Annotated in this window: 16 protein-coding genes; 8 read left to right on the top strand and 8 right to left on the bottom strand. The window is 69.9% G+C overall.

Features of this window, described 5'->3' with window-relative positions:
• The first annotated feature begins 74 nt into the window (after positions 1-74).
• On the top strand, positions 75-494 hold the full coding sequence (locus ON27_RS21590; RefSeq protein ID WP_043730773.1) for a hypothetical protein: 420 nt from the start codon (positions 75-77) through the stop codon (positions 492-494).
• On the opposite strand, the gene ON27_RS21585 is transcribed toward ON27_RS21590, so the two are convergent.
• The 6 genes from ON27_RS21585 to ON27_RS21560 form a co-directional block, all read right to left on the bottom strand.
• Positions 473-1,180 carry an endonuclease V gene (locus ON27_RS21585; protein WP_043730707.1) on the bottom strand — a complete coding sequence of 236 codons (708 nt, stop codon included), beginning with the start codon at positions 1,178-1,180 and terminating at the stop codon, positions 473-475. The genes ON27_RS21590 and ON27_RS21585 overlap by 22 nt on opposite strands.
• Before the next feature lie 5 nt (positions 1,181-1,185).
• On the bottom strand, positions 1,186-1,659 hold the full coding sequence (locus ON27_RS21580; protein WP_043730769.1) for a GNAT family N-acetyltransferase: 474 nt from the start codon (positions 1,657-1,659) through the stop codon (positions 1,186-1,188).
• Between the two features lie 263 nt (positions 1,660-1,922).
• The gene (locus ON27_RS21575; RefSeq protein WP_083887722.1) at positions 1,923-2,528 is read right to left on the bottom strand and encodes an acid phosphatase; all 606 of its coding nucleotides are present in this window, start codon (positions 2,526-2,528) and stop codon (positions 1,923-1,925) included.
• A 106-nt stretch (positions 2,529-2,634) separates the two neighbouring features.
• On the bottom strand, positions 2,635-3,171 hold the full coding sequence (locus ON27_RS21570) for a nitroreductase/quinone reductase family protein (RefSeq protein WP_043730705.1): 537 nt from the start codon (positions 3,169-3,171) through the stop codon (positions 2,635-2,637).
• A gap of 40 nt (positions 3,172-3,211) precedes the next feature.
• Positions 3,212-4,441 carry an Rv3212 family protein gene (locus tag ON27_RS21565; protein ID WP_043730703.1) on the bottom strand — a complete coding sequence of 410 codons (1,230 nt, stop codon included), beginning with the start codon at positions 4,439-4,441 and terminating at the stop codon, positions 3,212-3,214.
• Between the two features lie 27 nt (positions 4,442-4,468).
• Positions 4,469-6,247 (bottom strand): DEAD/DEAH box helicase, encoded by a 1,779-nt coding sequence (locus ON27_RS21560; protein WP_218003030.1) that lies wholly within the window; start codon positions 6,245-6,247, stop codon positions 4,469-4,471.
• A 406-nt stretch (positions 6,248-6,653) separates the two neighbouring features.
• Here ON27_RS21560 and ON27_RS21555 point away from each other — a divergent pair, with 406 nt between their 5' ends.
• Genes ON27_RS21555 through ON27_RS21545 form a run of 3 tightly spaced genes read left to right on the top strand, consistent with a single transcriptional unit; the run spans position 6,654 to position 9,351 of the window.
• The gene (locus tag ON27_RS21555) at positions 6,654-7,511 is read left to right on the top strand and encodes an SCO6745 family protein (protein ID WP_043730700.1); all 858 of its coding nucleotides are present in this window, start codon (positions 6,654-6,656) and stop codon (positions 7,509-7,511) included.
• 55 nt (positions 7,512-7,566) lie between these two features.
• On the top strand, positions 7,567-8,622 hold the full coding sequence (locus ON27_RS21550) for a polyhydroxyalkanoate synthase family protein (RefSeq protein ID WP_043730698.1): 1,056 nt from the start codon (positions 7,567-7,569) through the stop codon (positions 8,620-8,622).
• Positions 8,623-8,649: 27 nt separating this feature from the next.
• Complete coding sequence (locus ON27_RS21545; RefSeq protein ID WP_043730696.1) at positions 8,650-9,351, top strand: ferritin-like fold-containing protein; 702 nt, start codon at positions 8,650-8,652, stop codon at positions 9,349-9,351.
• Positions 9,352-9,355: 4 nt separating this feature from the next.
• On the opposite strand, the gene ON27_RS21540 is transcribed toward ON27_RS21545, so the two are convergent.
• The gene (locus ON27_RS21540) at positions 9,356-10,189 is read right to left on the bottom strand and encodes a helix-turn-helix transcriptional regulator (RefSeq protein ID WP_043730695.1); all 834 of its coding nucleotides are present in this window, start codon (positions 10,187-10,189) and stop codon (positions 9,356-9,358) included.
• Between the two features lie 102 nt (positions 10,190-10,291).
• On the opposite strand from ON27_RS21540, the gene ON27_RS21535 reads away from it, so the two are divergent.
• Together ON27_RS21535 and ON27_RS21530 are read left to right on the top strand one after the other, a co-directional pair.
• On the top strand, positions 10,292-10,831 hold the full coding sequence (locus ON27_RS21535) for a YceI family protein (protein WP_043730692.1): 540 nt from the start codon (positions 10,292-10,294) through the stop codon (positions 10,829-10,831).
• 288 nt (positions 10,832-11,119) lie between these two features.
• Positions 11,120-11,347, top strand: coding sequence for a DUF3107 domain-containing protein (locus ON27_RS21530; RefSeq protein WP_043730757.1), 228 nt, complete (start codon positions 11,120-11,122; stop codon positions 11,345-11,347).
• A 78-nt stretch (positions 11,348-11,425) separates the two neighbouring features.
• On the opposite strand, the gene fasR is transcribed toward ON27_RS21530, so the two are convergent.
• Positions 11,426-12,091: an HTH-type transcriptional activator FasR gene (gene fasR / locus ON27_RS21525; RefSeq protein ID WP_040869167.1), complete on the bottom strand. Its 666-nt coding sequence runs from the start codon at positions 12,089-12,091 to the stop codon at positions 11,426-11,428.
• A gap of 404 nt (positions 12,092-12,495) precedes the next feature.
• Here fasR and ON27_RS21520 point away from each other — a divergent pair, with 404 nt between their 5' ends.
• Together ON27_RS21520 and ON27_RS21515 are read left to right on the top strand one after the other, a co-directional pair.
• The gene (locus ON27_RS21520) at positions 12,496-13,548 is read left to right on the top strand and encodes a DUF3152 domain-containing protein (RefSeq protein ID WP_245560040.1); all 1,053 of its coding nucleotides are present in this window, start codon (positions 12,496-12,498) and stop codon (positions 13,546-13,548) included.
• 164 nt (positions 13,549-13,712) lie between these two features.
• The coding region (locus ON27_RS21515; protein WP_043730684.1) for a ThiF family adenylyltransferase at positions 13,713-14,224 on the top strand (512 nt) is incomplete at its 3' end.

The raw sequence follows: 14,224 nt of genomic DNA, 5'->3' as shown, positions 1-14,224 counted from the left end.
GAGCGTCAGCGATGCAAGCGTGGAGACCGTGCGCTGTCGGGCACGACGGAGCCGAGTGCCTGCGAGGCGTGGTCGTGAGCGACAAGGACTCGGCGGCGGAACTCGTGCCGACGACGGTGCGGGCGGCGGGCGCTCTGGTGACTCTCGAAGGGGTAGTCGCCGTCGGCGTCGCGATCGTGCTGGTCGTGCGCGGGCTGCTCGGTCACGACCAGTCCGCGACGAGCGGGTACGGCACGGCTGCCTGGTTCGGCATTCTCGGCGGCGCGGTGCTGGCCGCGGGCGTCGGCCTGCTGCTGGGGAAACGCTGGGGTCGCGCCATCGCCGTCATCGCGCAACTGCTGCTGCTGCCGGTCACCTGGTCGCTGCTCACCGATTCCCATCAGCCGGTCTACGGAGCGCTGCTCGGTGTGGTCGCGGTGGGCGCGCTGGTGCTGCTGTTCGCGCCGCCGTCGACGCGCTGGATGGCGCAGGACTACGGGGCTGAGCCGGAATAGTCCCCGCCGGTCGCTCGCAGGGCGGCCCGGCAGAGGTGGTCGGCGTGCCGGGTCGTTTCCGGTAGCCGGTAACGCGGGGTCAGCGCGAGCACCTGTGCGCAGGCGGTGTCGAGGTCGATGCGATGCCCCACGGAGACGAACACCGGTTTGACGCCGGTTCTGGTGCGCAGGGCGCGTCCGACCACCGCGCCGTCGATGGTGATGTCGGTGGACGCGCCTCGTTCGGGGCCCGGCTCGGCGTAGTCGCCCCACACCGTCTTCGCGACGCCGATGGTCGGCACCCCGGTGAGCAGGCCGAGGTGGCAAGCGAGGCCGAAGCGGCGCGGATGCGCGAGCCCTTGCCCGTCGCAGACCAGCAGATCCGGTGCGCTGCCGAGCTTTTCGAGCGCGGCCAGGGTGGCCGGGATCTCCCGGAAAGCGAGCAGACCGGGCACGTACGGGAGCTCGGCGACGCCGTGCGCGACGGCGGAGGCGACCGGGTGCAGGGTGTCCGCCGCCAAGACGACGACGGCCGCGGCGACGGCGCCGGTGTCGTCGTAGGCCGAGTCGAGTCCGGCCACGGTGCGCAACCGCGTGCCCGGCGGGGTGACCGTCGAGACCAACGGCCGCAATTCGTCCTGCAGCGCCATGGCCGCTTCGGCAGTGGTGGGCCAAGCCTCGGAATCGAGCGGCGGGAACCAGGACACGCGCGCTACCGCGCCTCGGCGGCCAGCTTGCCGAGCGCGTCGCCGGCGAGCCGGTAGCCGGCCCATTCGTCTTGGACCACGGCGCCGATCGACTCGTAGAACTCGATCGAGGGCCTGTTCCAGGTGAGCACCGACCAGGCCACGCGGCTGTAGCCGTGGTCCACCGCCTCCTTCGCCAGGGCCGCGAGCAGCGCCTTTCCGTAGCCCTTTCCCCTGGTCTCCGGCTTGACGTACAGGTCCTCCAGGTAGATGCCGTGCACGCCGTCCCAGGTGGAGAAGTTCAGGAACCAGATGGCGCAGCCGAGCAGATCCGGGCCGTCCGCCACCACATGGGCGAAGACCTTCGGCTCCGGCCCGAACAGCGCCGCGCGCAGCTGCTCGGCGGTGACCGTGCACTCGTGCCCGGCCTTCTCGTACTCGGCCAGGTCGTAGACGAGCTCGACCAGGGCGGGCACGTCCGACGCGACGGCGCGGCGCAGTACGGCGCCGCCGAGGTCGACGGCGTTGGAGTCTGCGGCACCGGACTCGACGGCACCGAGGTCTGCGGCACCGGACTCGACGGCACCGAGGTCTGTGGCACCGGACTTGGCGGCGCCGAGGTCGACGGCGCTGCGGTCTGCGGCGGTGGGGGTGGCGGCACCAAGGTCCGCGGCACCGGACTCTGCGGCGTTGGGGTCGGCGGCACCGAGGTGGGCGGCGCCGAGGTCTGCGGTGGTGGGGTCGGCGGTAGGGCCGGGTCGAGTCACAGTGACGCTCCGTGGGATACCAGGTTGTGCGCGCGGACCGTGCGCGCGTCGTGTTCGTAGCCGAGCACGGTCAGCGCGCCGGTCGACATGGCGAATCGGCGGCCCTCCCGTACGTCGAATTCGGACCAGCGGGCGATCAGCGCGCGGGAGAAATGGCCGTGCCCCACGAGCACGATATCCCGCTCCGGCAGGATCGGTGTCACGGCGGCCAGCACCCGGTCGGCGCGCTCGCACACCTGCTGCGCGGTCTCGCCGTCCGGCGCCGGGTCGGTCCAGATGGTCCAGCCGGGCACGGACTCGCGGATCTGCGGGGTGGTCAGGCCCTCGTAGGCGCCGTAGTCCCATTCGGAGAGGTCGTCGTCGACCACCGCGCCGGTGAGCCCGGCCAGCTCCGCGGTGCGCATCGCGCGCAGCCGTGGACTGACGCGCACCAGCGGGTTTCGCAGCCCCAGCGTGGCGAGCAACGCGCCCGCGACCCTGGCCTGCTGCTCGCCGCGCTCGGTGAGCGGGAGATCGGTGCGGCCGGTGTGCCGCCGCTGCGTGGACCAGCTGGTCTCGCCGTGGCGCAGCAGCACGATACGGGTGTCATCGAGTGCGGACATGCCTCCATGATGGGGCACCGATGATCATGCTGTGGTACGCACAGTGGGGATCGTGGTGCGGTACGCACTGTGTGGTACACCCAGTGCGGCCACGGTGTACCGCCGATCAGGCGTCCGACGCCGTACCCGCGACCGGTCCGAGCGGTGCGCCGATTTCGAGCACCACCAGCGGCAGCGGCCGCGAAATCTTGGCCTGGTAGTCCGCGAGCAGCGGGTTGTTCGCTGCCACCCAGCCCGCGAATTCGTCGTACTCGGTGCCCTCGAGTGCCCGCGCCGTGCCTCGATAGGCGGTTTGCCCGAACTCGATGGTGACGTCCGGATCGGCTTTCACGTTGTGGTACCAAGCCGGATAGCTGTGCTCGATGAACGAACTCACGTACAGCGTTTCGCCGCGGCGCAACAGGCCGAGCGGCACCACGTGGCGCTTGCCGCTCCTGGCGCCGATGGTGGTGAGCAACACCAGTTCAGCGCCTTCGTAGGCGCCGCCGACTTTGCCCGCGTTCGCGCGGAACTCCTCGATCACGCCGTCGTTCCACCGGGCGATCTCTTCGTCGGAGTACTGCTGGTTCCACGGCGCGTCCGGATCGTCGTACGACGTGACCGCGGTCTTATATCCGGTTGCGGCGGATTCGGTTTCGCTCATCGCCCCAGTCTGCGCCGAGGCACCGACAGATTCGGCGCCGTCAGCCGAACGCGTGCAGTTCTCCGTCACGATGTTCGAGCACGGTAGCGCCGATCACCGTCGCTGCGATGGGGCCACCGGCATAACCTGGGCGTTCCACCGGGATGCGCCCCACTTCGGCGCCCGAGGCTGGGTCGAGGACGGCGAGCGCGCCCGTGGTGGGCAGCAGCAGTTTGCCCGCCATGAGCGCGGGCGATCCGAGGGCTCCGCCCGCGGTCCACAGGGGGTCGAAAGTGCTGCCGTTCAACGCGATCAGGCTGTTCCCCGTGAAGACGAGATAGGCCGATCCGATGCGGGTGGTCGTGGTCGTGTCGCTCAGCGGGGCCGAAAGCTGATGCACGACAACCGGATTGCCGTTCCCGTCGTAGACGGCCAACCGCGGCGGCAACGGCTCGGCGACCTGCTCGACACCGGGGAAGTACAGCACGATCCGGCTGTCGGACACCGCGACCACGCGCGCCGCGGCCGCATCCGCGCCGGGACCGGTCAATACGTGCGAACCGTACTCCTCGGGCACGGTGTTGTCCTTGGGAGCCGGATTGAGCACGGTGAGCCGGCCGGCCGGGTCGGCGGGGCAGCGCTCCAGCACGGCGAGCCGAGACGGACTGGAGCCGGAGGACAGCAGGGTGCAGCCCTTGCGCGGCTGGGTCTTGACGTTCACCGGCGCGTCGACGAACCCGTACTCCACGGTGCGCACCAGGTCCGAGCGCCACATCTCCAGCCGCTGCGGCCCCTGCGCCAGCAGGTAGGTGCCGTCGACCGACAGGCGTACGTCCCGATCCATGTAACTGCTGCGGGCCGTGCGGCGAGCGCCGCTGTCGCCGGCCAGCATGGTGGCCTGGCTGCAGCCGCGCTCGTCACGGTAGACCGCGACCACCATGCCGTACTGCACCTCGGCCCCGCACAACGGCATGTCCCGCCGGTATTTCCAGAGCTGATCGCCGGTGCGTGGATCGCGCCCGGTGACCGTGTCGCCGTCGGCGGTCACGGCGGCCCCGCCGGACACCAGCGCCCGCGCGCTCGCGCCGTCCGGCGCGCGCCACAGCTCGCGCAGCGCGGCGGGCAACTGGTCGGCCGCGGCCGGGGTCGGCACGGTGGACGACGCGGTCACCGATTCGGTGCCGTGCGCGTCCCCGCGTACCCACACCACGGTTCCGGCGATCACGACGAGAACCGCGATCGCGACTGCGGCGATGATGTCAGCGCGCGTCCGCCGCTCGGGTGCGAGCACGATTGCGAGACTAGCCGATCCGGACGATCAGGCCGACGCGGCTGTCGCGGGCTCGGCCGCGCTCCCGCTGTCCGCGGCGGCGTCGCCCTCGCCGGAACGGCGGCGCCTGCGCCGACGGCGAGCGGGCCGCTCGGCGGTGCCGGTGTCGTCCGACGCGCCGAGCTCGTCGGAGGTGGTTTCGTCCGAGGAGATGTCGTCCACGGCATCGGTGCTCGACTCGTCGCCCGCGGTGTGGTCGGTCGCGTCGCCGGTCGACTTGCGCCGCCTGCGCCTGCGGCGTGCGGGCTTGTCGGCCGCGTCGTCCTCGGCGTCCGCCTGCGGCGCGGGCGTGGCCTCCGCACCGGTGGGCGACTCGCTGTCGTCCGTGTCGGCGACGTTCGGCGTGCCGTCGATCGGCTGGCCGCCGCGGGTGCGCCTGCGGTTGCGCTTGCGCGGGGTGCGGGCGGGGCGTTCGACCACCACTGCTTCGGGATCGCGTTCCGGCTTCGCCTGGCGGATGACGCCGCTCGCGTCCTCGGGAATGCCGAGATCCGCGTACAGATGCGGCGAGCGCGAGTACGTCTCGACCGGCTCGGGGATGCCGAGTCCGAGCGCGCTGTCGATCGCCGACCAGCGGTTGAGCTCGTCCCAGTCGATCAGCGTCACCGCTACGCCGGTGCGTCCGGCCCGGCCGGTCCGCCCGATCCGGTGCACGTAGGTCTTCTCGTCCTCCGGGCACTGGTAGTTGATGACGTGGGTGACGTCGTCGATGTCGATGCCACGCGCCGCGACGTCGGTCGCGACCAGCACGTCGATGGCGCCCTTGCGGAACTTGGTGAGCGCTTTCTCCCGGGCGATCTGCCCCAGGTCGCCGTGCACCGCGCCGACCGCGAACCCGCGCTCGGCGAGTTCGTCGGCCACCTTCTGCGCGGTGCGCTTGGTGCGCGTGAAGATCATCGTGGCGCCCCGGCTCTCCGCCTGCAGGATGCGCGCGATCAGTTCGCTCTTGTCCAGGGCGTGGGCGCGGTAGACGAACTGCGCGGTGCGATCGTGCACCGCGGAATCGTGCGGCTCCTCCGCCCGGATATGGGTGGGGCGGGTCAGGAAGGTGCGCGCCAAGGTGATGATCGGCCCCGGCATGGTCGCGGAGAACAGCATGGTCTGACGCTTGTCCGGGACCATGCCGAGGATGCGCTCGATATCCGGGAGGAAGCCCAGATCGAGCATCTCGTCGGCCTCGTCCAGCACGAGCACGCCGATCTTGCCGAGGATCAAATGCTGCTGGTCGGCGAGGTCCAGTAGTCGGCCGGGCGTGCCGACCACCACGTCGACACCCGAGCGCAGCGCCGCGATCTGCGCCTCGTAGGGGCGGCCGCCGTAGATCGACGCGACGCGCAGCGGGCCCTTGTGGTTGGTCAGGTACTTGCTCGCGTTTTCCAAGTCCTTGGTCACCTGGATGCACAACTCGCGCGTCGGCACGATGATCAGTGCTCGCGGCGTGCCGTCCAGCGGTGCGGTGCCGGTATCCGCGGTCGCGATCCGGTGCAGCAGCGGCACCCCGAATCCGAAGGTTTTACCCATGCCGGTGCGGGCCTGACCGATGAGATCCTCGCCGGCCAGCGCCAGCGGCAGGGTGAGTTCTTGAATGGCGAAAGTACGTTCGATTCCGATCTCGCCGAGCGCGCGGACGATTTCCGCGCGCACGCCCAATTCGGCGAAAGTCGGGGCGGTATGCGTTGCGTCCAGTTCGGCCGTCAACAGGGTCTCCGCCAGACCTGGTTCCTGATCGACTGTGATCTTGCTCAGGGTTCGTGCCTTCCTCGTAATCACGTCCCGCGCGCACGAGGTGGGGCGGACCGGGCGGTCCACGACGACCACGACTCCGCAGGCATACTCCACCCGGCCACGCTCCGGATGCCGGGCGCCTGCCGCGAAAGCGGCGGCTACCTCGCAAAACATCGGCGCGGCGCACTGGTGACGCGGATCTGGTGCGCGCACATTCTCCTGTCCAACGAAACTTCGCACTCGAAACCGGTCGGCGGTCGTGGCGGCGTCCCCGCGGTGTGCGTCTGCGCGACGTCCGGCAACTCTGTCGAGCGAAACTTTTCGTTGTCCGAGGAGATTGTAGCGTGATATTGTGCGTCGCTCGAATTGCCGCCGCGGCGCGCTATCCGAAATCTGCCGGATCGCGGTGTCCTTTCGCCGCGCCGCGCCGCGACGTACGCTGCGCGACATGGGAATTCATCCGGCGCGGCAAATCTGGGCGACGCTCGAACCGTTACACGATGTCGTCTATTTCGGAACCGGCGTCAAGGAGGCGGGCGTCGGGATCGGCTTGCGCGGCTACTGGCAGACCTACTTCGCTTTTCGCGCCGCGCCGCTGGGCGCGGTGACGCCCGCGACGGTGCTGGCGACCTTCGCCGGATTCCACCCCGACATGGTGCGTCGCGCGCTGCCGGAGGCGTGGGAGCGGGCCAGCCCGCAGCGCTGCCTGACCGCCCGGCTCGACCTGGCCACCGGCCTGCTGCGCGGCGTCGGCGCGGGCGACGCGGTGTGCGGTCGCGCGGTCGAGTTGCTCGCGCCGGTCGAGCGCGCGGCCGATCCGACCGGGCGGCCGCTGTTCGCGGCGAACGCGGCCCTGCCGCTGCCCGCCGACCCGGTGGCCGCGCTGTGGCAGCTGACCACGTCGCTGCGGGAACATCGTGGCGACGGTCATGTCGCCGCCTTGGTCACCCACGGCCTGAGCGGACGTCAGGCGCTGGTGGCGCAGGTGGCCGCGGGCAAGGCGCCGGAATCGGTGATGCGGCCCGCGCGCGGGGTGTCGGAAGCGGAATGGGCGGCCGCCTTCGACGAGTTGCGCGCGCGGGGGGTTGTCCGGGGAGAGCCGGTGACGCCGATGCTCACCAGCAGCGGCGCGGACTTGCTGGCCGCCGTGGAGGCCGAGACCGACGAAGCGGCTTGGACCGGAGCGCTCGCGATGCTGTCGGCCGACGCGATCACCGAGTTGACCACGTCGCTCGCGCCGCTGGTTCGCGGCGTGCAGGAGACGGTGGTCCCCCCGCTCAATCCGGTCGGCATGGGGCCGCGGTAGGCCGTCGGGGAGTTGCCTGTTACCGGCGGTACCGACATATGAGACGCTTCTCCCCGTGAGCCTTGCCGACACTGTCACCCTCGCCGCGCGCAACGCATGGGCACTGACCTTCGGCTCCGGCATCGAGGCGCCGGACCCGACCCCGTCGACCGTTCTGTGGGACCAGCCGCACCGGCAACTGCGGCGGTTCGAGCGAGCGGACGCAGCGGCGGCCGCGGCGGATTCGGCCGTCCTGCTGGTTCCGCCGCTCGCCGCGCCCGCTACCTGTTTCGACTTGCGAGCCGATCAGAGTCTGGCGCGCTTCCTGCTGGAGATCGGCCGTAGCCCGTATGTCATCGACTACGGCGAGATCACTTTCGGCGACCGCCGGATGGGTTTCGAGGACTGGATCGACGACATCCTGCCCGAGGCGGTGCTGCGCACCAGCGCCGACCGCGACGGACAGCCGGTCGACCTGGTCGGCTGGTCACTCGGCGGCACGCTGGCCCTGCTGACCGCGGCGGCGCACCCCGAGCTGCCCATCCGGTCGATCACGGCCGTCGGCTCGCCGCTGGACTACGACCGGATGACCGGTGTTCCGCAGCTGCGCGCCGTCGCGAGACTCACCGGCGGGCGGGCCACCTCGACGGTCATCCGGGCGGCCGGCGGCGTTCCTGCGAGACTGACTCGAATCGGCTACAAGGTCACCGCTTGGGATCGCGAACTGACCCGGCCGTGGTTCGTCGCGAGCAATATCGCGCGCACCGAGGCGCTGGCGAAGATGGAGACGATCGACCGGTTCATGGCCGAGATGCCCGGATACCCGGGGCGTTTCTACGGCCAGCTGTGGGGGCGTTTCATCCTCAACAACGACATCGGACGCGGTGTCGTCGTGCTGGGCGGGCGCCGGATCGAGCTGGCGAGGGTGACCGCGCCGGTCCTGCTCGTGGGCGGTCCCTCCGACGTGATCACCCCGGCTCCCGCCGTGGAGGCCGGCGCCCGTGTGCTCACCGGAGCGGCCATGGTCCGCTACGAGACCGCGCCGGGCAGCCACCTGGGCATCCTTGCCGCCCCGACCGCACGTGACACGACATGGAGTTATCTCGAGAAGTTCCTGGCCGAAACCGCGTGAACCGCGGTGAGTATTACGCTGGGGCGCATGGGAGCACAGTCACCTGCCGCGTTAGGTGTTTCGTCGACCGACCCAGCCGACCTATCCATCCCCGCGAGCCATCCCGGCGTGACCGATCTGTTCGCGGTGCTCGCCTACGGCGAGATCTCCGCGTTCTACCGGCTGGCCGAGGAGGCCAAGCTGTCGCCGACCCTGCGGGGCAAGGTGGCGGTCGCGAAGATGGCCGGCGCCGAGATGGAGCATTTCAAGACCCTCGAGGCCGCCCTGGCCGCGCGCGGCGCCGAGGTCTTCGACGCCATGGCGCCGTTCGTGCGCGCACTGGACGACTATCACGCGTCCACCGACCCGTCGACGTGGCTGGAGTCGATGGTGAAGTTCTACGTCGGTGACGGCATCGCGGCCGACTTCTACACCGAGATCGCGGGCGCGCTGACTCCCGACGTCGCCGCGGTGGTCCGCGACGTGCTCGCCGAGACCCGCCACTCGGAGTTCGTCGTCGAGGAGGTGCGCAGGGCGGTCACCGAGAGCCGTTCCGAACGCGACCGGCTCACGCTCTGGGGCAGGCGACTGCTCGGTGAGGCGATCACGCAAGCCCAGTACGTCATGGCGCAGCGCGACGAACTCACCGATCTGGTGCTCACCGCCACCGGCGATCTCAACGGCATCGCGGCCCTGATCGAGCGGATGCAGGACAGTCACGCGCAACGGATGGCGGTACTCGGCATCTGAGCGGTTACTCGTTGGCCGCGCGATTGGGCACCAGCCGCAATCCGGGCGCGTGCATATTCGCCCGCTCGGCCAGCCAGATCACCACGCTCTGATCGCGGTCGGCCTCCAGCGTCTCGAACGGTACTTCGACCGTGCCGTGCACGGGATGGTCCAGGTGCAGCGTGCCCGAGGCGGACGTGCCGACTCGATGCGGTTTCCAGCGCTGCGCGAAATCCGGGAGGGCGCGCAGTGCTTCGATCGTCTCCAGCAGCGAATCGTCGCCCGGCCAGTGCAGTTTGGCGCGGCAGAGCGCGGCGGTGAAAGTATCGGCGGCCTGCTCCCAGTTGCGCAGCACGCGCCGCGCCGCGGGGTGCGTGAAGGTGTACCAGGCGAGGTTGGGTTGGGGCTCGTCCAGCAGACCCAGCGGGGCGGCGAAATCGGCCCACGCCTGGTTCCAGCCCAGCACGTTCAGCCTGCGGCCGACGACGAAGGCGGGCGTCGGCTGCAAGGCGCGCAGGATCGTCTCGATCGTCGGAGCCACCTGTTCCTCGGCGGATTCGTTGCCCGGGCAACGGGATTCGTTGCCCGAGGCGAGCGCGAGCATGCTGAAGTACTGGCGATCGTCGCCGCGCAGCAGCAGCGCGTCGGCCAAGGCGTCGATCACCGCGACCGACGGGTTCGTGTCGCGCCCCTGCTCCAGCCGGGCCAGGTAGTCGGCGCTCACTCCCGCGCGGACGGCGACTTCCTCCCGCCGCAGCCCCGGCGTCCGGCGGCGTCCGCCCTCGGGCATGCCGATATCCGACGGCCGCAATTCGGCGCGCCGCGCGATGAGGAACTCCGCGAATCCGTTACGAGCCATGCGTCCCATCGTGCCCGGTCCGAGCACGGTTATCCGCGCCCTGTCAGGTCCAGGATAACGGCGGTCTGGCTACCGGACCGTGGTCCGGTCATTGTCGGAGGTATGACTTCTACCTCGGAATCCACCACGCTGAAATCCGGATCGTGGGCACTCGACGCCGCGCATTCCTCGGTCGCCTTCACCGTTCGTCATCTCGGCATCGCCAAGGTGCGTGGCGGGTTCACCCGGTTCGAGACCGAATTCGTGGTCGACGAATCGGGCGCGGCCACCATCGGCGCGACGATCTACCTCGACTCCTTCGACACCGGCAACCCCGACCGTGACGCGCACATTCGCACCGCCGACTTCCTCGACGTCGCCAATCGCCCCACGCTCACCTTCCGCGCCGCCCACCCGGTGGTCGTGGCGGAGACCTTCGAGGTCCAGGGCGAAGCCACGCTCGGCACGATCACCAAGCCGGTCACCCTGGAGGTCGAGTGGGGCGGCGTCCAGGACTACGGCCCCACCGGCGACCGGCACGCGGGCTTCTCCGCCACCGGCACCATCAAGCGCACCGACTTCGGCGTCGGCGGCTCCATGCCCGGCATGCTCAGCGACACGGTGAAAATCGAACTCGAAATCCAGCTCGTCGAGCCCAAGTAAGCCCCACCCAGACGGTGTTCGCGACAAGCGAACACCGTTCGGGCGACCGGACGGCGCGACATTCGATCGACGGATGTGCCGACTGATTTCGCAGGTACATGGGTAACTCGGCGGGTACGCCCAGAACGGAAGGCTCGCCGGAACGCAGGACCTGAACGCGACCCGGTGCGGCACCCGACTGGTACGGCCCGAATATCCGGAGAGGCGGGGGAGCCTGAAGATTCGGAGAGGCGGGGGAGCATTAGCCTGGACTCGACAGCACAGGACTCTCAGGTTCGGAGGTTGGCCGTGGAGGTCAAGATCGGTATTTCGGATAGCCCGCGCGAGCTGGTGATCAACAGCGCGCAGACCCAGGACGAGGTCGAGGCGCTGGTGTCCGGTGCGTTCGGCAGCGACGGCGGGGTCTTGTCGCTGTCCGACGAGAAGGGCCGCAAGTTCCTGATCCAGGCGGCGAAGGTCGCCTACGTCGAGATCGGCTCGACCACCGGTGGTCGCGTCGGTTTCGCCGCCGTCTGATCCCGGCCCCGGCCGCGTACGCAGCGAGCCCCTGCCCCCGATCGCTCGGGGACAGGGGCTCGTTCGTCGTAGTACCCGTCAGTCGATCGGGTGCAGCGGCACGTGCTTCAAGCCGCCCCAGGCCAGCGAGACGGTGGTGTCGACCGCCTCCTCCTTGGGGATCGGCCGATCGGCCTCCAGCCAGTACCGCGCGGTGAACTGGCTCGCGCCGACCAAGCCGACGGCCAGGATGCGGGCCCGATAGGGATCGAGGCCCGAGTCGTGCGCCACCAGGTCGAAGACCGCGTCCACGCACGCCTCGGTGGCTTGCTCGACCCGGCGCTGGACCTGCGGCTCGCTGGTCAGGTCGGACTCGAAGACCAGGCGGAAACCCTGCATCTCGTTGTCCACGAAGTCGAAGTACGCCTGCACCGCCGCGCGGACGCGCTGCTTGTTGCTGGTGGTGGAGCGCAGCGCCTGCCGGACGCTGGACACCAGCATGTCGACGTAGTTCTGCAGCACCGCGAGGTAGAGCTCCAGTTTGCTGCTGAAGTGCTGGTACAGCACCGGCTTGCTCACGCCCGCGCACTGCGAGATCTCGTCCATGCCCGCGGCGTGGTAGCCGCGCTGCACGAAGACTTCGCTTGCCGCCGCGAGTAGCTGTTGACGTCGCTCGTCGCGCGGAAGCCGGGTACCGCGTTTGGCGGGTGCCATGGCCTCGGACGACGATCTACGGGACGTCATCCGGTCCACGAGGTCAGTCATTTCGGCTCTCCCAGTCGATTCCCCGGCAAAAGGGGTGTGCACCGGGTTATCCCATGAACGATACCCGGTTGTTGCCCGCCCGCGGATCGGGGCCGGGCAACTGGTGCCACCCGCAGAGCATTGTCGCACCCACGGCGCCGCCGGTGTGCCCGTGAGTGGGGATCCGCCGCTGTGCGACTCTGATGCGCGTGACCGACCGCCCGGACCGACCACCCGGCGGGCGGCGTGGTGCGCGCCGCCCGGCTGGCTCCGGCGCGTCCGGTTCCGTAGGGTCGGACCACATGGCGAGAACCTGGCCAGAGGCGCGATCCGGCAGTGCGGCTCGAACGGGCGCGGCCGAGCGGTCCGGGACAGGCGGCGGATCATCCGGTCGCAAGCGGACGAGTAAGCGCAAGCGCCTCGAGGTGTCCGAAGCCCCTCCGCCGCAGCCCGAAGCGGACCAGCGGCCGGAGCGGGACGAAGTGGAGGTCTACGACCCGCTCGGGCTCTACGCACACCGGGCCGACCGGTCGCACCAGCCGCTCCGCGCCCGCTGGGACCCCACCGCACCGGATGAAGGCAGAGCCAGGGGGCGGCCGGAGCGCGACGCCAAGAAACAAAGCGCGCTCGGCAGATTCGTCTCGACCTACGGTTGGCGGGCATACGCTCTGCCCGTACTGGTCGCGATCACCGTCTTGGTCGTCGTCGACGCGATCCGCGCCACCGGCCCCGGCAGCGTCGCGGGCCCGGACCCTGGGCTCGGGCGGCTCAGCCCGGCCACCGCGACCGCGGGCATCATCGGCGCTCCGCCCGGTGACGGGCACTTTCCCGCCGATCTGCCCGCCGGGGCACTGCCCGAGGGCGGCGCTTTCGCCGAGACCGGCGGTGGCGCCTGGCACGTGGTACCCGGCACGACCGCCCAGGTCGGCGTCGGCACCGGCACGGTCTTCCGCTACACCGTGGAAATCGAGAACGGCGTGGACACCTCCGGCCTCGGCGGTGACGAGGCCGTCGCCAAGATGATCGACTCCACTCTGGCCAATCCGAAGAGCTGGGTGCACGACCCCAAGTTCGCTTTCCGCAGGGTCGACCAGGGCGACGCGGAGTTCCGCATCTCGCTCACCTCACGCGGATCCAGCCGCAAGGAATGCGGATTCGACATCCCGATCGACACCTCCTGCTACAACGCCGACAACCGCCGGGTGGTGCTCTCCGAAGTCCGCTGGGTGCGCGGCGCACTCGCCTTCGAGGGCGATATCGGGTCCTACCGGCAGTATCTGATCAATCACGAGATCGGCCACGCCATCGGCTATCACCAGCATCAGGCATGCGAGACCGACGGCGGGCTGGCGCCGGTGATGATGCAGCAGACCTTCGGCACGAAGAACAACGACATCGCCGCCCTCGATCCGCACGGCGTGGTCCCGATGGACGGCAAGCGCTGCCGGTTCAACCCCTGGCCCTACCCGCGCGGGTAGGGGGTGTCGGCCGGACGGAGAGGGCGGTTGTCCCGGTGCGTCGGTGATGCGGAACGATGGCAGGGAAGAACGGCCCGGTCGTCGGTGTTGCAGATGTGTGCGGCCCGAGCAGGGCGCGCCACACCGCCGTAGCGATCGGCCGAGCGATTCGAGGAGTCCTGGACGTGTCATCACCCAAGTCCCTGCCGCCACTTGTCGAGCCGGCCGCGGAGCTGACCAGGGATGAGGTAGCCCGCTACAGCCGACACCTGATCATCCCGGATCTCGGTGTGGACGGGCAGAAACGTCTGAAGAACGCCAAGGTGCTGGTGATCGGGGCCGGTGGTCTCGGCTCGCCCGCCCTGCTGTATCTAGCCGCCGCGGGCGTCGGCACGCTCGGCATCGTCGAGTTCGACGAGGTCGACGCTTCCAATCTGCAGCGCCAGATCATTCACGGCGAATCCGACATCGGCCGTCCGAAGGCCGACAGCGCGCGCGATTCGATCCTGGAGATCAACTCCGGCATCGACGTCCGGTTGCACAAGATCCGGTTGGAGCCGGAGAACGCGGTCGAGCTGTTTCGCGAGTACGACTTGATCGTCGACGGCACCGACAACTTCGCCACCCGCTACTTGGTCAACGACGCCGCGGTGCTGGCAGGCAAGCCGTATGTCTGGGGTTCGATCTACCGTTTCGA

This window comes from Nocardia asiatica NBRC 100129 (genome assembly GCF_000308415.1).
GTDB lineage: Bacteria > Actinomycetota > Actinomycetes > Mycobacteriales > Mycobacteriaceae > Nocardia > Nocardia asiatica.
This window is presented reverse-complemented; position numbering and strand designations above follow the sequence as displayed.